At 55.7% G+C, this 23,184-nt stretch carries 22 protein-coding genes; 5 read left to right on the forward strand and 17 right to left on the reverse strand.

Translation table 11 applies throughout. The features are described from left to right. Positions 1-267: 267 nt before the first annotated feature. Positions 268-1,050 (forward strand): formate dehydrogenase accessory sulfurtransferase FdhD, encoded by a 783-nt coding sequence (fdhD, locus tag CRO33_RS13505; RefSeq protein ID WP_255253273.1) that lies wholly within the window; start codon positions 268-270, stop codon positions 1,048-1,050. On the opposite strand, the gene CRO33_RS13510 is transcribed toward fdhD, so the two are convergent. Next, complete coding sequence (locus CRO33_RS13510) at positions 1,047-1,823, reverse strand: DeoR/GlpR family DNA-binding transcription regulator (protein ID WP_097118467.1); 777 nt, start codon at positions 1,821-1,823, stop codon at positions 1,047-1,049. The genes fdhD and CRO33_RS13510 overlap by 4 nt on opposite strands. Before the next feature lie 172 nt (positions 1,824-1,995). Here CRO33_RS13510 and CRO33_RS13515 point away from each other — a divergent pair, with 172 nt between their 5' ends. After that, positions 1,996-3,336, forward strand: coding sequence for an aspartate aminotransferase family protein (locus tag CRO33_RS13515; protein WP_034827718.1), 1,341 nt, complete (start codon positions 1,996-1,998; stop codon positions 3,334-3,336). A 119-nt stretch (positions 3,337-3,455) separates the two neighbouring features. On the opposite strand, the gene alsE is transcribed toward CRO33_RS13515, so the two are convergent. The 4 genes from alsE to CRO33_RS13535 are packed head-to-tail and all read right to left on the reverse strand — an operon-like array spanning position 3,456 to position 6,204. Beyond that, positions 3,456-4,136 carry a D-allulose 6-phosphate 3-epimerase gene (gene alsE / locus CRO33_RS13520; RefSeq protein ID WP_097118468.1) on the reverse strand — a complete coding sequence of 227 codons (681 nt, stop codon included), beginning with the start codon at positions 4,134-4,136 and terminating at the stop codon, positions 3,456-3,458. A 50-nt stretch (positions 4,137-4,186) separates the two neighbouring features. Beyond that, positions 4,187-5,449, reverse strand: a complete 1,263-nt coding sequence (locus CRO33_RS13525; protein ID WP_034827723.1) for a PTS ascorbate transporter subunit IIC — start codon at positions 5,447-5,449, stop codon at positions 4,187-4,189. Between the two features lie 29 nt (positions 5,450-5,478). After that, the gene (locus CRO33_RS13530) at positions 5,479-5,745 is read right to left on the reverse strand and encodes a PTS sugar transporter subunit IIB (protein ID WP_097118469.1); all 267 of its coding nucleotides are present in this window, start codon (positions 5,743-5,745) and stop codon (positions 5,479-5,481) included. 18 nt (positions 5,746-5,763) lie between these two features. Continuing rightward, complete coding sequence (locus tag CRO33_RS13535; protein WP_034827726.1) at positions 5,764-6,204, reverse strand: PTS sugar transporter subunit IIA; 441 nt, start codon at positions 6,202-6,204, stop codon at positions 5,764-5,766. Between the two features lie 294 nt (positions 6,205-6,498). Here CRO33_RS13535 and CRO33_RS13540 point away from each other — a divergent pair, with 294 nt between their 5' ends. The 3 genes from CRO33_RS13540 (at position 6,499) to CRO33_RS13550 (ending at position 9,525) form a co-directional block, all read left to right on the forward strand. After that, on the forward strand, positions 6,499-7,524 hold the full coding sequence (locus CRO33_RS13540) for a LacI family DNA-binding transcriptional regulator (protein ID WP_097118470.1): 1,026 nt from the start codon (positions 6,499-6,501) through the stop codon (positions 7,522-7,524). A gap of 187 nt (positions 7,525-7,711) precedes the next feature. Next, a complete protein-coding gene (gene sodA, locus CRO33_RS13545; RefSeq protein ID WP_034827730.1) occupies positions 7,712-8,329 on the forward strand; it encodes a superoxide dismutase [Mn] in 618 nt (205 codons plus the stop codon). Positions 8,330-8,520: 191 nt separating this feature from the next. Continuing rightward, positions 8,521-9,525: a VirK/YbjX family protein gene (locus tag CRO33_RS13550; RefSeq protein ID WP_097118471.1), complete on the forward strand. Its 1,005-nt coding sequence runs from the start codon at positions 8,521-8,523 to the stop codon at positions 9,523-9,525. 7 nt (positions 9,526-9,532) lie between these two features. On the opposite strand, the gene CRO33_RS13555 is transcribed toward CRO33_RS13550, so the two are convergent. The 12 genes from CRO33_RS13555 to CRO33_RS13610 all read right to left on the reverse strand — a co-directional run bounded on the left by CRO33_RS13555 (position 9,533) and on the right by CRO33_RS13610 (position 22,997). Continuing rightward, positions 9,533-9,895: a YibL family ribosome-associated protein gene (locus tag CRO33_RS13555; protein WP_097118472.1), complete on the reverse strand. Its 363-nt coding sequence runs from the start codon at positions 9,893-9,895 to the stop codon at positions 9,533-9,535. A gap of 88 nt (positions 9,896-9,983) precedes the next feature. Next, a complete protein-coding gene (locus CRO33_RS13560) occupies positions 9,984-10,517 on the reverse strand; it encodes an MltR family transcriptional regulator (protein ID WP_034827734.1) in 534 nt (177 codons plus the stop codon). Positions 10,518-10,593: 76 nt separating this feature from the next. Continuing rightward, positions 10,594-11,742 carry a mannitol-1-phosphate 5-dehydrogenase gene (mtlD, locus tag CRO33_RS13565; protein WP_034827736.1) on the reverse strand — a complete coding sequence of 383 codons (1,149 nt, stop codon included), beginning with the start codon at positions 11,740-11,742 and terminating at the stop codon, positions 10,594-10,596. Positions 11,743-11,836: 94 nt separating this feature from the next. Beyond that, a complete protein-coding gene (locus tag CRO33_RS13570; protein WP_097118473.1) occupies positions 11,837-13,771 on the reverse strand; it encodes a PTS mannitol transporter subunit IICBA in 1,935 nt (644 codons plus the stop codon). Between the two features lie 479 nt (positions 13,772-14,250). Beyond that, positions 14,251-14,964, reverse strand: coding sequence for a DUF3053 domain-containing protein (locus tag CRO33_RS13575; protein ID WP_097118474.1), 714 nt, complete (start codon positions 14,962-14,964; stop codon positions 14,251-14,253). A 273-nt stretch (positions 14,965-15,237) separates the two neighbouring features. Next, positions 15,238-16,836, reverse strand: coding sequence for a gamma-glutamyltransferase family protein (locus CRO33_RS13580; RefSeq protein WP_097118475.1), 1,599 nt, complete (start codon positions 16,834-16,836; stop codon positions 15,238-15,240). A gap of 9 nt (positions 16,837-16,845) precedes the next feature. After that, positions 16,846-17,727: an ABC transporter permease gene (locus CRO33_RS13585; RefSeq protein ID WP_097118476.1), complete on the reverse strand. Its 882-nt coding sequence runs from the start codon at positions 17,725-17,727 to the stop codon at positions 16,846-16,848. A gap of 2 nt (positions 17,728-17,729) precedes the next feature. After that, positions 17,730-18,671, reverse strand: a complete 942-nt coding sequence (locus tag CRO33_RS13590) for an ABC transporter permease (RefSeq protein ID WP_034827746.1) — start codon at positions 18,669-18,671, stop codon at positions 17,730-17,732. Positions 18,672-18,688: 17 nt separating this feature from the next. Next, the gene (locus CRO33_RS13595) at positions 18,689-20,206 is read right to left on the reverse strand and encodes an ABC transporter substrate-binding protein (protein WP_097118477.1); all 1,518 of its coding nucleotides are present in this window, start codon (positions 20,204-20,206) and stop codon (positions 18,689-18,691) included. Between the two features lie 18 nt (positions 20,207-20,224). Continuing rightward, the gene (locus CRO33_RS13600; protein ID WP_058961107.1) at positions 20,225-21,286 is read right to left on the reverse strand and encodes an ABC transporter ATP-binding protein; all 1,062 of its coding nucleotides are present in this window, start codon (positions 21,284-21,286) and stop codon (positions 20,225-20,227) included. Further along, on the reverse strand, positions 21,283-22,278 hold the full coding sequence (locus CRO33_RS13605; protein WP_097118478.1) for an ABC transporter ATP-binding protein: 996 nt from the start codon (positions 22,276-22,278) through the stop codon (positions 21,283-21,285). The genes CRO33_RS13600 and CRO33_RS13605 overlap by 4 nt, the downstream gene beginning before the upstream one ends. Next, complete coding sequence (locus CRO33_RS13610) at positions 22,275-22,997, reverse strand: FadR/GntR family transcriptional regulator (protein WP_097118479.1); 723 nt, start codon at positions 22,995-22,997, stop codon at positions 22,275-22,277. Before CRO33_RS13610 ends, CRO33_RS13605 begins: the two co-directional genes overlap by 4 nt. Positions 22,998-23,184: the final 187 nt, after the last annotated feature.

The following is a 23,184-nucleotide window of genomic DNA, read 5'->3' on the forward strand; positions in this document are numbered from 1 at the left end:
CGTCGTACAAATGGTCGCTATATGACCTTCACCCATTCGTTTCTGTCGCTTACGGGTGTAAGCTCCCGGTTTGAAGGGGCTTGCTGCCTTGCCACCATCCGCATGACGGGCAAAAATTTTTTGTGATGCGTTGGGCCGAGATTCACAATGACCCAACTAACAGTGTGAGAATAGCAGTAGAATAATACCACTGCTTTAATAGGGTTGTTGTCCGAGGCGAGCAAAGTGAAAGTCAAAGCACAGGAAAGTCATCAGAGTGTGATTGAGATCTCAGGCGCAGTGCAGGCGCCGGTACGTCAGCGGCGTGATATCAGCACGTCTGAAACCGACTGGCTGGCACAAGAGGTGCCGATCGCGCTGGTGTATAACGGCATTTCCCATGTGGTGATGATGGCCACGCCCAACGATCTTGAGGCGTTTGCGCTCGGTTTCTCACTCTCAGAAGGCATTATTGAGAAGCCTGATGAGATTTTCGGCATGGATGTGGTGCCCGGCTGCAACGGTATTGAAGTGCAGATCGAACTCTCCAGCCGACGCTTTATGGCGCTAAAAGAGCAGCGCCGTGCCATGGCGGGCAGAACCGGCTGTGGCGTGTGCGGCGTGGAACAACTCGACCAGATTGGTAAACCGCTGCAGCCGTTGCCGTTTACCCAAACCTTCGATCTGGCAAACCTCGATAGCGGGCTGGCGCAACTGCGCAATTACCAACCCATCGGCAATCTCACCGGATGCACGCACGCGGCGGCATGGATGTCGCCGCAGGGGGAATTGCTCGGTGGCTGCGAAGACGTGGGTCGCCATGTGGCGCTGGATAAACTGCTGGGGCATCGTAGCCAGCAGCCGTGGCAGCAGGGCGCGGTGCTGGTCTCCAGTCGCGCCAGCTATGAGATGGTGCAAAAGTCCGCGATGTGCGGCGTGGAGATTTTATTTGCGGTATCCGCTGCGACCCAGCTCGCCGTTGAGGTCGCCGAGCGTTGTCATTTAACGCTGATAGGGTTTAGTAAGCCGGGACGCGCCACGGTGTACAGCCATCCGCAGCGCCTGGTTTAAACCACCTGTACCTGTGGCAGCGCCTGCTGGAGCGCAGCTAATGCGCCTGCTTTGGCGGGGCCGCTGTCGCAAATAAGCAAATCCACTTCTCCAATCGGCGCGTACACCGTGCGGCTGATCACCCCCAGCTTGCTGTGATCTGCCAGTAAGAAGGTGCGCGCAGCCTGCTGCACCATGGCGCGGGCAATCGCCGCTTCGTGTGGATGGAAACTGCTGGCGCCGTTTTTAGCATCAATGCCAACCGGCGACAGCAGGGCAACGTCGGCGCGATAGCGGTAAATCTCGCTGACCGTGATTTCGCCGCGCGTCTGCTGTGCACCTGCCATCATCATCCCACCGAGCAAAATCACCTGATTATTCAGCGTTTCATGTTCTTCGGCGGCGCTTAGCGCCTGTGCAGCCTGCAAACTGTTAGTGATAATGGTTAAGCCGGCCATGCTGCGCAGCTGCTCCGCCAGCATGGTGGTGGTGGTGCCGGCATCCAGAAACAGCGTCTGGCCCGGCTGCAAGTGCTGTGCGGCCGCCACGGAAATCGCACGTTTCTCTTTGGCTTGAGCACTGCGGCGCACTTGCAGCGGTGCTTCCGTCTGGCTATCTACCGCGACTAAACCGCCGTGCACCCGTCGTGCTAAACCCTGCGCTTCCAGCTCAATAATGTCTCGCCGTGCCGTTTCCCGTGAAATACCCAGCTCATTGATAATGCGCTCGGTGCTGACCTGATGCTGCGTGGTCAGCAGGGCTCGAATGCGGTGTAAGCGGGTTTCCTGCAGCATGACTTTTCCCTGTAGCGTAATAATCTGAGCCTAAGCTTACCTGAGTGTCATCACGGCGTCATGTGTATTTGGTTGTATTTGTGTATTTGGTTGCATTTCTCGTTAAAGCAGGCATGATGGTGACAACGGTCACACATCATGCACCCCTTTCACCTTCGCAACGGGAGTTACCATGGCTACACGTTCCACCATCATGGACACCAACAGTTTTCGTGCTGAGCACGCCGACGGTCTGGATGCAGCAACCCGCCAGCTGACGGACAAGCGCAGCAAAGTGTTGGGCGAGTCGTATCGCCTGTTTTATCGTAAGCCGGTGCATCTGGTACGCGGTGAAGGGCAGTATCTGTGGGATGCTGCAGGTAACAAATATCTCGATGTGTACAACAATGTGGCCAGTATTGGCCACTGCCATCCGGCGGTGATCGAAGCGGTGAATCAGCAGATGAAGATGCTGAACACCCACACCCGTTATCTGCACGAACGCATTCTCGATTACACCGAAGAGCTGCTGGCAACCACGCCAGACGCCATCGACCGTGCCATGTATATGTGCACCGGGTCGGAAGCTAACGATTTGGCGATCCGTGTGGCGCGTGCTTTCAGCGGCGGCACGGGCATTATCGTGTCGCAGGAGGCCTATCACGGCACCAGCGATCTCACGTCTGGCGTCTCCCCGGCACTAGGCAGCGGTCAGCCACTGGCGGCCACCACGCGTTTGGTTTCGCCACCCGATGCTTACCGCGTCAACGCACCGGATCTCGGCGAATGGTTTGCCAACGAAATTCAGAAACAGATCGATGACATGAAAGCACACGGCATTAAATTTGCTGGCTTCCTCGCGGATTCGATCTTCTCTTCCGATGGTGTGTTACCGAATCCACGCGGCTTCCTGCAGAAAGCGGTGGATGTGGTGCACGCTAATGGCGGTATCTTCATTGCGGATGAAGTGCAGCCTGGCTTTGGTCGTACTGGCGATGCGTTCTGGGGCTTTGCCCGTCACGGCGTGGTGCCGGATGTGGTGACCACGGGTAAGCCGATGGGTAACGGCATTCCGGTTTCCGGCCTGCTGGCGAAGAGTGATGTGCTGGCGGCGTTTAGTGACGATATCCCTTACTTCAACACCTTTGGCGGTAACCCGGTTGCTATGGCGGCGGCGCAGGCGGTCCTGACGGTGATTAAAGAAGAGGGCTTGCAAGAGCACAGTCGCGTGGTGGGTGCCAAACTGCTCGCCGAGTTGCAGAAGTTAATGGATCGCCATGAAAGCATTGGCGATGTGCGCGGAGCGGGGCTGTTTATCGGCTTCGAACTGGTGCAGGACCGCACCAGCAAAACGCCGGATAAAGCGCTTGCGCTGGATCTCACCGAGAAGCTGCGCGATCACCATGTGCTGACGTCGGTGGCCGGTCCGTACGGCAACGTGCTGAAGCTGCGTCCACCATTGGCGTTCCAGGAATCGGATATTGATTGGCTGGTGGGTGCGCTGGATAAGTCACTGACCGAGCTGGGTCGGTAAAAGGCTAAGGTTGCCCCAAAGCAGTATCAGGAAGATGAAGCGGGTCGCCATTCCTGGCGACCCGGCTGAGAATCTGCACGTTTCACTCAATGTGCACGTGGATGCGCACCTGGAAAGGATTACGCGGCTGCCGTTTCCTCGGCAAAAATACTTTCCATCTTCTGCCACGCCTGCGCCACATCGTCATCCAGATTGAACAAACCTGACGTGCCAACGATAAACACATCCACACCAGAAGCTGCAATCTGCTTAAAGGTGCGCGCATTGCAGGAACCATCAATCTCGGTCAGATAGTGATAACCGTGCTCTTCGCGCATGGCAATCAGCTGGCGAATCTTGTTCAGCGTCTCCGGAATAAATTTCTGCCCCGCAAAGCCAGGATCCACCGACATCACCGTAACCTTATCCAGCAGATGTGCATACTCACGAATGCTCTCGGCAGGTGTCGCCGGGTTTAATACCACGCCGCAGCGACGGCCCGCTTCTTTGATTTGAGTCAGCAGGCGGAATATTTTGTTATTTGCGGTTTCGGGATGGAAGCTAATAATATCCGCCCCCGCCTCAATGCACATTGGAATAATATCTTCCGGGTGATTGACCATTAAATGCACATCAATTGGCACATCGGTGATTTTACGCAGGTTCTCAATAAAGAACGGCGATAACGTAATATTTTTAACGTAGCTGCCATCCATAATATCGACATGATAAAAAGCCGCAGTACTATTCATCGCTTCGATCTGTTCACGAAAGCGGGTGAGATCCATACACATTAATGACGGTGAAAATTGAGCGTTCATGGTTTTTTCCTCATTACATAAACAGCGCCCGCAGGCGCTGTGTTATGACATCAATGGAAGAACGAAATAATGTGGCCGAGTACGATGCCGACAATACCGAAGTCCGCGTCGCCGAAGGTGGTCGAGGCAAAGCCCAGGTCGCCCATCAGCGGCAGCAGAATCGCCGGCAGGAAGGAGATCAGCAGCCCTTGTACAAAGGAGCCGACTACCGCGCCACGACGTCCACCCGTGATGTTGCCGTATACACCCGCGGTGGCACCGCAGAAGAAGTGGGGCACCAGACCAGGAACAATCACGCTCAGACCAAACAATGGGCACAGGAACATGCTGATCAGACCGGCGGAGAAACTGCACAGGAAGCCGATGATCACGGCATTCGGCGCGAACGGGAACACGGTTGGGCAGTCCAACGCCGGTTTGGCGTTCGGTACTAACTTATCTGCGATGCCTTTAAAGGCCGGCACGATCTCGGCAATCACCATACGCACACCGGCGAGGATGATATAAACGCCCGCCGCAAAGGTGATGGACTGAATAATCGCGAACACGATGAAGTTCTGACCGCCGCTCACCTGGCTTTCGGTGAACTCTTTACCCGCCACCAACACCAGCGCGATAAACAGAATCATCATGGTCAGCGAAATCGCGACCGAGGAATCACGCAGGAAGTTGAGGGTTTTCGGCACCTTCAACTCTTCGGTGGATGGACTGCCTTTGCCCACTGCTTTACCGACCAGCGCAGACAGCAGATAACCGGTTGAGCCAAAGTGGCCGAGCGCCAGATCGTCCGAATTGGTGATTTTACGTGTGAACGGCTGCAGAATCGCCGGGCACACCACCATCATGGTGCCGAGAATCAGTGAACCGATTAGCACCAGCCAGAAGCCATGTACGCCGCCGACGGAAAGAATCACCGCCAGCATCGCCGACATATACAGCGTGTGATGACCGGTCAGGAAGATGTACTTCAGCGGGGTGATACGCGCCAGCAGGATGTTCACCAGCATACCGAACACCATGATCATCGCGGTTTCAGTACCGTAACTCTTCTGCGCTAGCGCGGCCATCGCATCAGTATTTGGCACGACACCCTGAATATTAAACGAGTGCTCAAACAGCTGGCTGAAAATGGTCAGTGTTGCCGCAATCAGGTTGGCCCCTGCGATGAGAATCACAAAGCCCATGATGGTTTTCAGCGTGCCAGAAATCACATCCGACACCGGTTTCTTTTGCAGTAATAAACCAATCAGGGAAAAAAGGCCGACAAGTATTGCGGGTGTTCCGAGAACATCCTTGATGATAAATTGCAGCATAATTACTCCATGTGAGTAAAATCGGGCTATTACAGATTTTCCGCCAGGATTTCTTTAATTTTGGCGTTATCTAATAAATTCGTCAGACCAAATACCTGCGCGCTATGCCCGGATAACTGATCGGCAATATCTTTGGCGCTGATAATAAGGTCGGCCTGTTCAGATTTCGCCGTGGTTAAATCGGTATGGCCCACTTCGGCCTCTTTCCCTAATTCCACCACAATTTTCTTCACGTTCATTTCCACAATAAAGCTGCTGCCTAAACCATTACCGCACACAATCAGGACTTTTTTCATAATAGGATTCTCTGGTGGTTAATTTGTAATAACAGCTTCAATCGCTGGTAGGGTTGCCGCCGTCAGCAATTGCTGCAGGCGAGATTCGTCACTGAATACTTCGGCTAATGCTGTGATCATCTGGATATGATCGTCGCCGGAAACGGCGCACAGCATAATCACCACATGCACCGGATCGTTTTCATCCGCTGCAAAGCTCACACCGTTCTTCACATGCAGCAACGACAAGCCATTCTTACGCGCACCCTGTTCCGGACGGGCATGCGGCATCGCCAGGCCGGGTGCCAGTACGTAGTAAGGTCCCAGTTCGGCATGCGAAGTAAAGATGGCATCGAGGTAAGCCGGGGTGATCGCCCCTTCGGCCAGCAGCGGCTCAGCGGATAAACGTACCGCGTCCTGCCAGTCGCTGACCTGTTCTACGATGCGGATATGTTGCGGTGTCAGCCATTGAGTGAGCATCAGTAATTCCTGGTTATTCGTCGATGGAGTGCACTTTAGGTGATTTTCTCAACGCTTTTCTGTGATGATTGTCGCAAAAGTTAGCGCTAACACAGGTGTTGTTAAAAACTGTGTTATCGCTAACATTTTTGTGCAGTCCGTTTGTCATCGTTGCAAGCACCTGACATGCTCCGAGAATCTGAAAATCCTCAGCAGGTGAGGTGTGCCCGAATCTGTGGTGATTAACGTGGCACGTTGACGCATTTGGTTTTAAGCTGCTTGCGGGCATTTGTAGCGAGTCAGTTAGGAGAAGGCATGGCAGAAAAAAAACGGCGCGGTACCGGCAAAAGCACACTGGCCGATGTTGCCCGTTTGGTCGGCGTGAGCACCATGACGGCATCACGTGCGTTGCGCATGCCGGAGAAAGTCTCACCTGAAATTCGCACCAAAATTGATGCGGCCGTCACCGAGTTGGCCTATGTGCCGAACATCCAGGCGCGTAATCTGGCGTCGGCATCGTCGAAGCTAGTCACCATGGTGGTGCCTTCTTTCGCCACGCCGGGCAGCGCGATTGTGTCGGAAGCGCTGCAGGAGATCTTGCGTCCGCAGGGCTACAACATGATGCTGGCGGAAGCTAACCACTCGGCGGCGGAAGAGAGCGAATTAATTGAGATGTTGCTCTCTTACAATCCGGCCGCCATGGTGCATTTCAACTTCGACAATGCCGCCGAAGCCCACCGTTTGCTGAGTAATTCCGGCCTGCCGGTGATGGATATCGGCGGGGTGCATCAGGAATCTGCGGGTATTAGCATTGGTGTCGATTACGCTAAAGCGATTCGCCAGCTGGTGCAGAGTTTGGTGGAACGCGGCTATCGCCATCTCGGCTTGCTATGCACGCAAACCAATACCACGATTTTCCGCCAACTGCTGAATGGCTGGCACAGCGGCATGCTGGCATCTAATCAGGCGCCGCACCGCGTGGTGACCTCGCCGAAAATGCCGACCTTTGCCGCAGGACATAGCCTGCTGGCGGAGATCCGGCTGACCTGGCCGGAACTGGATGTGCTGATTTGTACCAGCGATGAAGTGGCGTGCGGTGCCATCATGGCTTGCCACGCCGCAGGTATCTCAATTCCCAGCCAGCTGGCGATTGCCAGCATCGGTGGCGGCCCATTGGCAGCAGTCTGCTCACCGCCGCTCACCAGCGTTGTCCTGCCTTATGAAGAGATGGGGCGCACGGCGGGCAAGCGCTTACTCTCCGCATTGAAGGGCGATGAGCCACCTGCCATCAACGAACTGCCGGTACAGCTCAAGCTGCGTGCCAGCACGCACAAGATGTAATCCTGCGGCATCGTGTGCTTGAGATGTGACTCTGCGTGCGGTGCTTTTCCCAGATTCATCAAATCCTTATCATTACTAAGGCATTGATAACCCTTTTACCGATCATGATTTTAACTATAATGATCCGACTGCTTACGCGGCACCCTGATATGGTGATGCTGCAAAACACTAAATGGAGAGGAAGAACATGAGTTATTCACTGCCATCCCTGCCTTACGCGTACGACGCACTGGAACCACACTTCGACAAGCAGACGATGGAAATCCATCACTCTAAACACCACCAGGCTTACGTTAACAACGCCAATGCAGCGCTGGAAGGTACCGAATTCGCTAACCTGCCGGTTGAAGAACTGATCGCTAAACTGGATCAGCTGCCAGCAGACAAAAAAGGCCCACTGCGTAACAACGCTGGCGGCCACGCTAACCACAGCTTCTTCTGGAAAGGCCTGAAACTGGGCACCAGCCTGCAAGGCGAACTGAAAGCCGCTATCGAAAAAGATTTCGGCAGCGTTGAAGCTTTCCAGGCTGAGTTCGAGAAAGCCGCTACCACCCGTTTCGGTTCAGGCTGGGCGTGGCTGGTGAAAAAGGGCGACAAGCTGGCTGTGGTTTCAACCGCAAACCAGGACAGCCCACTGATGGGCGAAGCCATTTCTGGCGCATCCGGTGAGCCAATCATTGGTCTGGATGTGTGGGAACACGCTTACTACCTGAAGTATCAGAACAAACGTCCTGACTACATCAAAGCGTTCTGGAACGTGGTGAACTGGGACGAAGCAGCTGCACGTTTCGCTGCTGCTAAGTAAGTTCAGGCGATAGCCAACGCACAGAACCGGTGAAGCTGCTTCACCGGTTTTTTTCTTTACGAAAGCTAAACACTTCTTAAACCACTTCGAGATTACCTCTGCTGACAATACCGTTACGTTCGTTATTAACCTGCCGTTGATAATTTGGGGCATACAGTAGCCGCAGTTGATCACACGAAAGTAAAATAACTATGTCTACTATCACTACCCCTGTGGCGAATAAAGATTCGTCGGCATCTCTGTTTTTGCCGTTAATTAGCGGCAACGTCAGACCTGATAAGTTATGGAATAGCAGTATGTTCCGCTTTAAATTTGCTTTAAGGTCTTTCATCTTTCCGGTTACGACATTTAATTACCTTAACGCATTAGCGAAACTGCCGTTTCTGCCGCAACTGCTGAAAATGCAGGGTTTGCTGCCGGCTAAACCGCATCGCCCTTACCTGCGCGCAGGCTTTAGCGTGGCACAACGTGCGCAGGCACTGCTTGACCATTACACGCTGATGGATCAACTGGATAATGCCAAACTGCGCCAGTTACTGCTGAGTCCGGTGTTAAATGTGATTGCCACTTTTAACGGAAAAAATGATGAGGTGTTTGCTATTAATTGCTGCCCAGGACATTTTGACCGTGAAGGTGAAATAACTCTGACACTGCATTATCAAACCATGAATATTGCCTCGCTCTCTTTTTCCATTATTCAGGAAAAGGGCAAGCGCACATTATTGATTGGTGGATTGCAGGGGCCGCGCAAACACATCTCAAATGATGTTATCCGCGATGCAACCAAAGCCGCACATGGCGTATTCCCGAAACGTCTGTTAATGGAAGCGGTATTTATTCTGGCGCAACAATGTGGCGTGCAAGCGATTTGCGCAGTAGGAGATACCACGCATGTGTTCCGCAGCATGCGTTATCGCCACAGTAAAGGTGATAAGTTCTTTGCCAGCTACAGCGAGTTCTGGCTGTCACTGGGCGGTGAAGCCCGTGCCGACGACCTGTTTACGTTGCCGCTGCAGATGGAAAGGAAAGCACTGGAAGAGATCGCCAGTAAGAAACGTGCGGAGTATCGTCGTCGCTATGCACTGTTGGATGCGTTAAACACCCAGGTATTGCTGGCAGCAGGGGTTGAACCCGTGGCAGGGGTTGAAGCAGTGCAGGAACAGAGCGTGGAACGCGACGTATCACACGCCGCGTAATCGGGTATCAGAACGGCTGCTTCGCGTAGCCGGTCATCACCTTCAGCCCCATCTCACGTCCCAGCGCGGTCATTGGATGCACCACCACCAGGCCGCGCACGCTCTTCTTAAATGCGCCCATGTTGGCTTGTTCTTTCCTGGTGATCTCACGGCTGAAACCCAGCTTCAGCAGCTGTTGCGCTTCTTTACTCAGTTTCTCATCGCGAACACTGCGCAGACGTTCAATTTCCTGCACCAGCTTCTCTTTTTCACGCAGCAGCTCGCCGAGTTTTTCGGCATCGCCAGATTCCAGCAGCTGGGGTTCTTTGCGATTCAATGCGTCCAGTTGATCACTGAGCAGTTTGATCTCGGCTTTTTCTTGTTCTTTCATCAGGGGAAACTCGTTAAGGAAAACAGGCAAAGGATACATCAAAACGGGGCGATTTTGCAGCGGGGCGGATTCGACCGCGACAGTGCCCCTAAACGGCCGGCTTCTTGAAGGCTTGCTTGTGGGAGATGCGCGATATCAGCTCGGTGAGCGACAGCACCATGGTGGATCGCACCATTTGCAGATAGCGCTGCTGCTGCATACTGCGTAATGCTTCGTCATCCCGGGTGAAGTCAGGTTGTGGCGGCCACGCTACAACGCAGTGCAGTTCACCAAATGGCCCCAGAATCTCATCGTCAGTAAAGCGGTAGTCGCTGGTGTCGTGATTGAGTTCTTCACGCAGCGCCAGCAGCAGCTCACAATCTTCATATTCATGGCGATTAATCACGCCCAAACCGTAAATCAGTTTCAAACGCACCGATAGCTCGCCCAGCGGACCGTCACCGAGCAGCAGCGGTTCAACCGCGTACTTTACGGCATAATCGTCTTTACGGAAAACCTGCAACACAAGCAGGTTGACCGCTTCAGCCAATAGCTCAACGGCGGCGATCAGGAAGCTTCTCACCGATCGACCGGCGTTCAGGCGCTCAAGCACCCGGTTTTCAAAAGCTTGCTTCTCTTCCATTATTGCCTGCATCGTTCCGCTACCGCCGACGGGCACGGTTGGCACCGCGCCCGAGTGAGCTATTAAAAGGCGCGCATTATGCCATAGCGTTGTAAGCACTCACCACTGAGGTGACCACTTCGCTATTGGCTTCCAGTCCAGAGATCTCGGCCAGCGTTGCCTGCGGGCCTTTTTCAGCCAGCAGGGCAGCCAGTTCCTGCGCCTGCGGATCGGCTTCGCTGCGGTAGTGCATCGCGGCAGCAATACCCTGCACCAGGTTGGCGTGTGGCAGGTGGTACTCAAGGGTGCCGAGCGTGGGTTTGATCAGACGATCGCCCGCGCTGAGTTTACGCAGCGGCTGGCGGCCAACACGTTCAACATCATCTTTCAGGTACGGATTTTCGAAACGAGTGAGGATTTTCTGGATGTAAGCGGCGTGCTTGTCGGCATCAAAGCCATAGCGCTTGATCAGCACCTCGCCGCTCTCCTGCATCGCACCCTGCACCACGGCACGCACTTTTTCATCCAGAATCGCATCACGGATGGTGGCGTGGCCAGCTAACTGGCCAAGATACGCGGTGATGGCATGGCCGGTATTCAGCGTGAAGAGTTTGCGCTCGACAAATGCCATCAGGTTATCAGTCAGCTCCATGCCAGGAATGTTTGGCAATTCACCTTTGAACTGCGTTTTATCGACAATCCATTCGCTGAAGGTTTCGACTGTCACTTCCAGCGGATCGTTGCTGCCGGCCTCAGATGGCGGCACGATGCGGTCAACGGCGGAGTCGACGAAGCCAACGTGCTCTTCAACCCACGCGTGATACTGTTCTGGCAGCGCTTTCAGAACGTGCTGCTTCAACTGACTGGTGCCGCGCACCATGTTTTCACAGGCGATGATATTCAGCGGACGGACATTACCGTTGTCGCTGCGTTTGGCCAGCCCCTTCGCCACACCGCCCGCGATGCGCTCCAGAATCTGCGGACCAACCGCCGTGGTAACGATATCAACCTCAGCAATCAGCGTGACGATGTCGTCGCTGGTGCTGTTCACTGCGCTAACGCCGGTAACGATTTCGACTTTTGCCTGCTCGCCAACCACATGAACCGGATACTCATGACGGGCGTTAAGGGCATCCAGAACCACCTGATTCACATCCGCGAAGACCAGTTCGATACCGGCATCAGCCAGTAACTTACCGATAAAACCGCGACCGATGTTACCTGCTCCAAAATGTAACGCTTTCATAAATTTGACCCATATCAAATGACGAAAGGGCGGGCAAATCCGCCCCGGAAATGTGGGACGGGCTTGCCCGCCCCAGGGAAATTAAAACGTGGTATTACGCTTTCACGGTGTTACCTGACAGCAGATCCAGCACATCCTGCACGCTGGTGGTGTTCGCCAGCTTCTCAATCACGCTGTCATCATCCAGCGCGTTGGTCAGGCTGGTAATCACCTGAATGTGTTCGTTATTGCGAGCCGCAATACCAATCACCAGGCGCGCCACGTCATCGGCTTCTTCGCCAAACAATACGCCCGAAGGGTACTGGCAGAACACCACGCCAGTTTTCAGCACGCGATCTTTGGCTTCCACGGTGCCGTGTGGCACGGCGATAGACTCACCGAGATAGGTCGGGGTCAGCTTTTCACGTTCCAGCATCGCTTCAACGTACTCTGGCTGGACATAACCGCCTTTCACCAACTGCTCACCAGCAAAGCGAATCGCCTGCTCTTTGTTGCTGGCGCTCAAGCCCAGGAACACGTTGTCCGCGCCCAATTTAAACAAGTTAGCACTGCCATCGTCGTAGCTGTCTGCCAGCGTGGTCTGCACGGTTTCACGATGTGCTTCACTGCGGTTAGCGGCGATCAGACGTTCAGTCAGATTGCTGTACAGCGCGCTATCGAGGAAGTTGTTCAGCGAAATATGCTGCGCCTGCGGTGCCTGGCGCATCGCACGCTCGGTCAGATCGCGGTGAGTAATCACCAGATCCACATCGCCCGGCAGTGAGTTAATCGCGCTGTTGGTCACCGAGATATTGCTCAGGCCGGCATCCTGCACTTTCTTACGCAGCACACCTGCACCCATGGCGCTGGAACCCATACCGGCATCACAGGCCACGATGATTTTACGCACGTGGCTCACATCAACACTGTTGGCATCGGCGATAACCGGAGAACCGGCAACGGCCTGACCTTTCGACTGCGCTTTCATATCACGCATACGCTGAGTCGCAGCTTCGATGTCGTCATCTTCTTTTACTTTGCTGGTTTTCAGCAGGATAGAAGAGACCACGAAGGAGACGGCAAACGCCGCGATGATGGCCGCGATGTTGGCGAAGTATGCGCCTTTTGGCGTCATCGCCAGTACTGCGAGAATAGAACCCGGAGACGCTGGAGACACCAGACCGCCGTTCAGTACGGTCAGGGTGAACACGCCTGTCATACCACCGAGGATCACTGCCAGCAGCAGACGTGGCGCCATCAGCACGTACGGGAAGTAAATTTCGTGGATACCACCGAGGAAGTGGATGATTGCCGCACCGCCTGCAGACTGCTTAGCGCTACCGCGACCAAAAATCATGTAGGCAACCAGTACACCCATACCTGGGCCTGGGTTCGCTTCAATCAGGAAGAAGATGGATTTACCGGCTTCGCTAGCCTGCTGGATACCCAGTGGCGAGAAGATACCGTGGTTGATGGCGTTGTTGAGGAACAGGATTTTCGCCGGTTCAACAAAGATAGAAGTCAGTGGCAGAAGGTTGTTCTGCACCATCAGGTTTACGCCCGCCGCAAGAATGTGTGACAGACCTTCAACCAATGGACCGATGCCGATGAACGCCAGCAGCGCCAACAGCATACCGATGATACCGGCTGAGAAGTTGTTAACCAGCATCTCAAAGCCGCTTTTGATTTTACCATCAACCATACGGTCAAAGGTTTTGATCGCCCAGCCGCCCAGTGGACCGGCAATCATCGCGCCGAGGAACATCGGCATATCTGCACCGACAATCACACCCATGGTGGTAATGGCACCGACCACGCCACCGCGATCGCCGCCCACCAGACGTCCACCGGTGAAACCGATCAACAATGGCAGCAGGTAAGTGATCATTGGGCCGACGAGTTTCGCCAGCGTTGCGTTTGGAATCCATCCGGTTGGGATGAACAGTGCTGTGATGATACCCCAGGCGATAAACGCACCGATGTTTGGCATCACCATGTTACTCAGAAAGCGACCAAAGCTCTGGACCTTGACCTTCGCTGATGAGGACATAAACCCACCCCTTATTGAGACGCGCTGCAATAAGAGCGCGGTTGTTTTTGTTAAGACTTTTATTGAGCCGTTCCGGCGCGGGCCGTGGCATCACTGTATGCACGCGGACTCTAGCACTAGTTTATTACGCTGCGTAGCATCCGGGATAAGTGTGATGCAGATCACTCAAAATTGGGGTGGTCAGGGTGCTATAAGGTGATGAAGATCACATAAATAGAGTGTAAGAAAAGTACGAAGGCGAAATTTTAAGCAAAACAACGGGATAAATGTGACTTAAGTCACCTTTGCAGCTCTCAGGTTTGTTTCATAAGTGTGATTGAGATCACAAACTATTTTTGGTTGAAAATGCGTCAGATCACACAATAGCGATGCTGATAAGTAAGGTGTAAGGAAGTGACGAAAAATCTGAAAGATGCAATGAAAAGTATGTCAGGAAAAGGGCGACCTGTTAGTCGCCCCTGAACGCATTCAAAGCGAGGTTACAAACCACCCTGCACAGCATTCTGTGCCTGAGTCAGGGCTTGAGCATTGCTGGAAAGGTTGCTCATCAGGGTATTGTACTGCGTGGCCTGATCCTGCGTTGGGAACTGAACGCCACCGTCATTGAAGGTCACACGCGTGCCCTGCGACTGCAGATAATCACCGGTTTGCACCGCCGCCTGGCTCAACGCCTGAAGCTGAGGCAGTAGCGGAATCAGTGTACCCGCTGGCTGCGTCACCACTTTGGCGTAGACGCTGTCATACACTTTCTTCAGATCGTCAGGCTGCTTCAGCGTGGCTTTGCTGCTGTCGGCCTGCATTTTGGCACTCTGAATCTGCTGTGACAGCACACTGAGGTTGCCGCTCGCCTGACGCAGACTATCGCGACGGGTCAGATAATCTTGTGGCACACGAATCGCAGCCAGTTCATCAACCACAGGGCGCATGCCTTGCTCAACCGCCTGATTGGCCTGCTGTGAGAAGCCATACAAAATGGCGTAGTCGCCCGCGTAGTTGCCAAAAGTCTGCTTCTGGTTTTCGCTCAGGCTGGGCAGATGCTCGCCGCTGCGCATTGCGGTGTTCTGCAGGAAGTCTGTGAAGGCTTTACGTTGATCGCCTTCTTTATCGCCACAGGCGGTAAGTTGCAGCACAACCAGTGCGCTGATCATAAGCATGCCGGTACGCATCCAGATGCGGGATAATCCTGACGCCATGTTGAACTCCTGTTATGGCTAATTTCGATTCGGTGGGAATGGTCCTAAAGGATAGTGCAATGGCCTGGCGTGTACAACGGGTTGAGGCGCGGCAAACTGTGGGAAAAGGCGCACTCTGGCGCGCCGGATTAAGGTCATGAAAGAAATGTGCGGGTGGTCGACCCTGGAGGTTGTACTCCATCGACACCAACGAAAGCAGGCAAAAACCGAACCCAAAGGCTGAAATCACCTGGCGGCATCTGGCAGTCCGCACTGATGCCGCCAGATTGTGATTTAAAACACCAGCGCCTGCCCATCCTTCCGGCTTTCAGTGGCGGCAATGTAGAAGCCCTGCGGGTCACGCACAATCGCCTGCGCACCGCCAAAGTTGTAGCTCTGTAATGGATCCTCCACCGTAATCTGGTGACCCATTTCGCGCAGTTTCGCCAGCACATTACGGTCGATACCCGGTTCCACCACCACCGCACGGCCTTGCTCAACACGCCAGCGCGGCGCATCAATCGCTGCCTGCGGGTTTTGCTTGTGCTGCATGATGCGCAACGCCAGCTGTAAGTGCCCCTGCGCCTGCATCGGGCCGCCCATCACGCCAAACGACATCAATGGCTGTCCCGCCGCATCCAGCGCAAACGCCGGAATAATAGTGTGGAAAGGACGTTTGCTACCGGCCACTACGTTCGGATGCTGCGGATCGAGCGAGAAGCCGCAACCGCGATTCTGCAAGCTGATGCCGGTGCCCGGCACCACCACGCCTGAACCAAAGCCCATATAGTTGGACTGAATAAAGGACACCATCATGCCGCTAGCATCGGCAGTCGACAGATACACGGTGCCGCTCTGCTGCGGGGAGCCGAAGGTAAAATCCCCGGCCTGGTCAGGATTGATGAGCTGAGCGCGCTGCTTGAGGTAGCTGTCACTCAGCAGCAACTCTGCCGGGAATTCCAGATGGTCGTAATCGGTGACGTAACGATCCAGATCGACCAGCGCCAGCTTCATCGCTTCAATCGACAAGTGCAGCCACGGCACGGAATCAGGCGTGTAGCTGCCGATGTCCCACTGCTCCAGAATGCCGAGCGCAATTAGAGTGGCGATGCCCTGACCGTTGGGCGGTAATTCCTGCACCGAGCCATCGGCAAACGGGCGTGACAACAGATCCACCCAATCGGCGCGATGGTTGTTGAGATCGGCCATGCTCAGTGCCGCGCCGTGCTGCCCGGCAAATGCCACCATTTTTTCCGCCAGATCGCCCCGATAGAAGGCTTCCCCCCTGGTTTCGGCGATTTTCTGCAGTGTGGCGGCCTGCGCCGGGTTACGGAAAAGCTCACCAGCACGCGGCGGTCGGCCATCTGGCGCAAAACACTCAACAAAACCCGGCTGAGACTTCAGTTTGTTGTAGCCGCGCTGCCACAGATGGGCGATCAGCGGCGAAACCGGGAAGCCGTCGCGGGCGTACTCGATCGCCGGTTGTGCCAGTGTGGTCAGCGGCAGCGTGGCAAAGCGCTCGGCCAGCGTGACCCAGGCAGAAACCGCGCCCGGTACGGTCACGGCTTCCCAACCGGTTTCCGGCATGGTGCTCTGTCCGGCAAAGCGTTCTGCATTCCAGCTGGCGGGGGAGCGACCGGAGGCATTTAAGCCATGCAGCGCTTTCCCATCCCAGATAATGGCAAACGCATCGCTGCCAATGCCGTTGCCGGTGGGTTCCAGTACGGTGAGCGCCATCGCGCTGGCAATCGCCGCATCTACCGCATTACCGCCCTGTTGCAACATGCGCATCCCCGCCTGTGCCGCCAGCGGCTGTGAGGTGGCGACTGCATTGCGGCCCATCATTGGGGCGCGGTGCGAGACATAACTAACGTTGAAATCCAAATCGCTCATAACGGTTCCTTAATGTGAGTCATTGCGCGGATCAAGTGCGTCGCGCAGTCCGTCACCCAGCAGATTGAAGCCCTGCACAGTGAGAAAAATGGCCAATCCAGGGAAAATCGACATCCAGGGTGCCTGCTCAAGATAGCCTTTTGCGGTGTTCAGCATCGCGCCCCAGGAAGGTGACGGCGGCTGCTGGCCAAGGCCGAGAAATGACAAGCTGGCTTCCGTGATGATCGCCGAGGCAATCGCCAGCGTGGCCTGTACCAGAATCGGCGACAGCACGTTGGGCAGCACATAACGCAGGATGATCCAGCGGTCCGGTAAACCGATGGCGCGCGCCCCGTCGATATACTCTTCATGGCGGATGGCAATCACCTGGCCGCGCGTCAAACGGGCAAAGATCGGCATGGCGGAAAGCCCAATGGCGATCATCGCATTGGATAAACTCGGCCCAAGAAAAGCACCCAACGCAATCGCCAGAATCAGAAACGGGCAGGCGAGCAGCGCTTCGATAAAGCGCGAGATAATGCCATCGCACCACCCCCGCCAGTAACCGGCAATTAAGCCCAGCGGCACGCCAATCAAAATGGCGATCATCACGGAAATACAGCCCGCCAGCAGAGAGGTGCGCGCCCCCCAAATCAGACGCGACAGAATATCGCGGCCCAGTTCATCCGTGCCCAACCAGAACAGCGCGGAAGGGGCTTTGCGCACGGCAAGGAAGTTTGCCTTGATCGGATCGGCCGGTGCCAGCCAGGGCGCCAGCAGCGCCACGGCTACAAACAGCAGCACGATCACCGCGCCGATCAGCGCACTCTTATTACGCAGAAATTTCTTCAGCACCCGGCGGTTGGGCTTTGCAACCGCAGGCACTGCGCCTGCTGTTAACACCTCGCTCATGGTTAGCCTCGCATTTTCGGATTGATTAACAGATAGAGCACATCGGCCAGCAGATTCAGCAGCAGAAAGCCGATCGCCACCACCAGCACCACACCTTGTACCACCGCGTAATCACGGTTAAACACCGCATCGACAATCATCTTGCCGAAACCGGGTAGGGTGAAAACCTGCTCGGTTAACACCGCACCGCCCAGCAGCTCACCAAACAGCAAGGTGGTGAGCGTGACGATCGGCATCAGTGCGTTACGGAAGGCATGTTTCAGCACCACTTTGGGGGCCAGCAGACCTTTGGCGCGCGCGGTGCGGATGTAATCGGCCTTTAGCACGCTGATCATCGATGCTCGTGTATGGCGCATCAGTGTGGCGGCGAGGCCAGTCCCCAGCACTAAAGCGGGCAGCAGCAGCGTTTTCAGGTTCTGCGCCACATCTTCACTGATGGGGACAAAGCCTGAGGCTGGCAGCCATTGCAGATGCACGGAAAACAGCAGGATCAGCAGAATCCCCAGCCAGAAATGCGGCACCGATATGCCGGAGAGCGCGACAAAATTGGTGGTGTGATCGACCCAGGTGTCTTTGCGCACCGCCGCGATAATGCCCATGCTGATGCCAATCCCCAGCGCAATCACCATCGCCAGCAGGGACAGCTCCAGCGTTACCGGCAACTTACTGGCGATCAGCGAGGTCACCGGCTCTTTGGTGCGCAGTGACATGCCCAGATCACCCTTCAGCGCATTGCCGATCCACGAGAAATACTGCGTGGGAATCGGATCATCCAGGTGATATTCCGCCCGCAGCTGTGCGATGACCGCAGGATCGCGCTCCTCACCCGCCATCGCCAGCACCGGATCGCCCGGCAGCAGCTTTTGCAGCGCAAACACCATGATGCTCACCAGCAGCAGCGTGGGGATCGCCAGCAGTAAGCGTTTAACTATCAGTTCCAGCATCATCGCTCCTCAGCGGTTTACTGCGCCATGCTCACACCCGCGAGGCGTACTAAGCCATCAGGCCAGGCTTTAAAGCCCTGCAGTTTTTTCGTCATGCCGAAGATGCGCGGCTCGAAATAGAGATAGGCGATTGGCATATCGGTTTGCAGCTGATTCACCACCTTGGTGTACAACGCCTGGCGCTGCGCCTGATCGTTGGTAAGACGTGCGGCGTTCAGCCACTCATCAACCTGGGGATTGCTGTAGCGGCCGTCGTTGAGCGTGCCTTTGCTGTTGATAAACGAGTAGATGCTGCCATCGGGATCGGGACGGCCGGACCAGCCAGATAAGCTGAGCTGGTAATCGCCGCGCTGCTGACGATCCAACAAGCTGGCGAACTCACTCATCTGCAAGTTGAGGTTAATGCCCGCTTCACCGACCATCGCCTGAATCACCTGGCCGACCTGCTGTGCGGTTGGATTGTTGGTGACCAGCAGCGTCAGATTGAGCGGCGTGGTGACACCCGCCGTCTTCAGCAACGCTTTGGCTTTCTCCACATCGCGTGTACTGATTGGGGTGTTGACGTGATAGGCACTGACCGGCGAGAAGGCTTGGTTGGATGGGGTATATAAGCCTTCAAACGCCACCTGATTCAGCGCATCGCGATCGATCGCCAGCGAGAAGGCCTCACGTACGCGCGGATCTTTTAGCGGGCTGTTGGCGTCAACCTTGCCGTTATTGATGTTGAAGGTGATGCCCTGATAACCGAGGCCGGTGACTTTGGCCAGCGCCAGCTTGCTGTCGCCTTCAACCGTTTTCACATCGCTGGCCGCCACGCCTTCTGTCAGGTCGAGATCGCCTGCGCGCAGGTTGGCGAGACGCACTGAGGCATCCGGGATCGGCAGGAAAATCACTTTATCGAAGTGGTATGCGCTTTTGTTCCAGTAGTTTTCAAAGCGCGTCAACACGATACGGTCCTGCTGCACGCGGCTGGCAAACTGATACGGGCCGGAGCAGACTGGATGGGTCGCGAAGTCCGGTTTTTTAGCGGCTTCCGGTGCCAGCATCGCGCCAGCGCGGTCGGTGAGCTGGCTGAGCAGCGCCGCATCCGGTGTTTTCAGGTGGAATTTCACCTGCATCGGCCCGCTGACTTCCACGCTGTCGATGGAAGAGATTTCGCTTTTACGCAGCGAACCCGGCAGCGTCAGCGCACGCTCAATATTAAACTTCACCGCGTTGGCATCAAACTTCTCGCCATCCTGGAAGGTCACGCCCTCGCGCAGGTTCATAGTCAGGGTTTTACCGTCATCACTCCACGCCCAATCGGTTGCCAGGCCGGGCACCACTTTCAGGTTCTCATCCACATCCACCAAGCGGTCGCACATAGCCGCAAACACGAAACGTCCGTAATAGGTGCGCGCCAGATGCGGATCGAGCATGTCCGGGTCGGCACCCAGACCAATGCGAATCACACTTTTCGCCTGGCTGTGTGCACTGGCACCGAGCAAGAGCAGGCCGCTTACGGCCGTGAGTAAGGTTAATCGAGCTTTCTTCACAGGCGAATCTCCAGAGGGTTAGGCTTGTTGCTTGGCCGCCTGCTCAAACAGCGCGCGGCGACGTAAAAAGGCGGCAGAAGGGGGGGCAATCACGATGACGCTGCGATCGCGGTTAATCTCTTGCCAGCGATGACAGGCAATCTGGCGGCCACCGCTCAGCACCTGGTTAATCGGTTCAAACTGACGGCAATCCGATGTCGCCCATGGGCAGCGTGTGTGAAAACGACAGCCACTGGGCGGATTGGCTGGATTGGGCAGATCGCCCTGCAACATCGGAATCTGGCGGCTGACACCCGGTTGCATCTGCGGCGCGGAGGCGATCAGCGCTTGGGTATAGGGGTGCAGCGGCGCGTCAAAAATCTCGTCCACGGTGGCGACTTCAACAATCTGGCCGAGATACATCACCGCCACGCGATCGCTCATATGGCGAATCACCGCCAGACCGTGCGCCACGATGATCATCGTCAGGCCAAACTGCTGTTTCAGGCTTTCCAGCAGATTCACCACCTGCGCCTGCACGGAAACGTCTAAGGCGGAAACCGGCTCATCGCCCAGCAGCAATTTGGGTTGGGAGGCGAGGGCACGGGCGATGCCGATACGCTGACGCTGACCGCCGGAAAATTCGTGCGGATAACGCTCTGCCCAGGCAGCCGGTAAACCCACGGTGCGCAGTAACTCAGCGACGCGCGCATGGCGCGCCTCTCGGCTCAGTTTTTCATGCAGCCACAGCGGCTCGCCGACAATCTGTTGCACCGTCATACGCGGATTTAGTGAGGCAAAGGGGTCCTGAAAGATGATTTGCAGTTCGCGGCGCAGTTGATTCAGGCGTGCGCCGCTGGCATCGGTAATACTTTCGCCCTGATAAAACACGTCTCCGGTACTGGCCGCCAGCAGACGTAGCAGCAAACGACCGAGGGTCGATTTACCCGACCCCGATTCGCCGACAATCGCCAGCGTCTCACCCGGCATCACCTGTAACGACACGCGATCAACCGCGGTGACGCCGCGATTGCGTTTGAACAGGCGGTTGGGTCCGGCAAAGGTTTTGCTTAAATCGCGGCACTCTAAAATCGGCTTCATGCGATCTCTCCCAACGAGACGTACTGTTCCAGCGGCGCGCGGAAACAGGCGACCTGATGATCGGTAGCCAGCGCACGCAGCATCGGGCGGTTATGCTGGCAGCGGAGTTCGGCAAAGGGGCAACGGTTGGCAAAACGACACCCTGCGGGCATGTTTTCCGGTAATGGAACCTGGCCAGGAATGGTGGCCAGTGTGCCGCTGCGTGCGCTCAGGCTGGGAATCGATCCCATCAGGCCAATGGTGTACGGATGCTGGGGATCGTTAAAAATCGCTTCCACGCTGCCGGTTTCTACCACCTGACCGGCGTACATCACCGCCACACGCTGCGCGACTTCCGCCACCACGCCCAGGTCATGAGTAATCATCAATACGGCGGTGCCGGTTTCCTGCTTCAGGGTATTCAGCAGCGCAAGAATCTGTGCCTGAATGGTGACATCGAGTGCGGTGGTTGGCTCATCGGCAATCAGCAGCTTTGGATTGTTAATCAATGCCATGGCGATCATCACACGCTGACGCATGCCGCCAGAGAGCTGATGGGGATAGGCTTTGAGCCGCATTTCCGGGGCGGGAATCTGCACTTTTTGCAGGATGGTCAGCGCGGCTTCCATCGCCGTGCGGCGATTGACGCGGCGATGACGCATCACCGCTTCACTGAGCTGATCGCCGAGGGTGAAGGCCGGATTGAGCGAGGTCATCGGCTCCTGGAAAATCATCGCCAGCTGATTGCCGCGCAGGCTGGCGTAATCGCTGGCACTAAGATCGCGCAGGCTGCGCCCGTCGAACTGCATCTCGCCTTGTAAAATCTCAGCACTGGCGGGTTGCAGGCCCATCAATGTGAGTGAGGTGATGCTTTTGCCGCAGCCCGATTCCCCAACCAGTGCCAGCGTTTCACCCGCGTGCAGCGTCAGAGAGATATCGTCCAATACCGTAACGGGCGAACCGCGAAACTGCACGCTCAGGTTGCGAACGCTAAGCACCGGGTGATCGTTCATGGCGTCTCCTCCTGATGGTTGTAAAGCGCTTCAAGCAGCGCCTGTTGCAGTGCCAGTAAGTGTTCGCGCATCGCGGCAGCGGCTTCATGCGGCTGGCGTTGCGCGATGTGATTCACCAGGCGCTGATGATGGTCGTCATAGTTGTTGAGGCGGGCGGGGGTGCGTGCCTGTACGCGCAGATGCTGCCAACCTGGATCGCGGCGCACGGCATCCACGGCGTCGAACAGGCCCAGCATCAAGCGATTACCGGCGGCTTCCGCGATAGCGCGATGAAAGGCGCTGTCCCACAGTTCGTGCTGGTCGCCATCCTCCGGTGCCGTGATGCCATTCATGCGTTCCAGCAGGCGCTTCATCAGTGCAATCTGCTCTTTACTGGCGCGCAGGGCGGCCAGTCGCGCTAACTCTGGCTCCAGTTGCAAGCGCGCTTCCATCACTTCCAGCAGATTCGACTGCTGCGGCAGGTCGTGCAGTGCCAGCGGCTGCACCGGTGCAGCAGGACCAACAAAGGTGCCTTTACCCTGTTTGCGCCAGATGCGTCCCTCCTCTTCCAGCACATCTAGAGCACGGCGGATCTCACGGCGTCCGACGCCAAAACGCTCTGCCAGTTCACGTTCCGTGGGCAGCGCGCGGTCGGGCTGCTGCTCCTGTTGCTGGATCAGTTGACGCAGTTGCTCCAGAGCAGAACTGGAGTTGCGGGCGCTATCTGACGTGTGACTCATGATTGGTTCGCCTGTTTAAGCATCAGAAAAAGATCGGTAATCCCGGATTAACCAGCACTTTTACTGATGAAAGGCTGAGCAATCGGATTTATCAGCTTAGGCAAGAAGCGAACCAATATTGGATTGGTTCAAAGATGACAGGTACGTGACAGGAATAACCCTTTGAACAGTAAGTAAAAGTTTTTTC

It is taken from the genome of Pantoea sp. GL120224-02 (assembly GCF_900215395.1).
Classification (GTDB): domain Bacteria; phylum Pseudomonadota; class Gammaproteobacteria; order Enterobacterales; family Enterobacteriaceae; genus Pantoea; species Pantoea communis.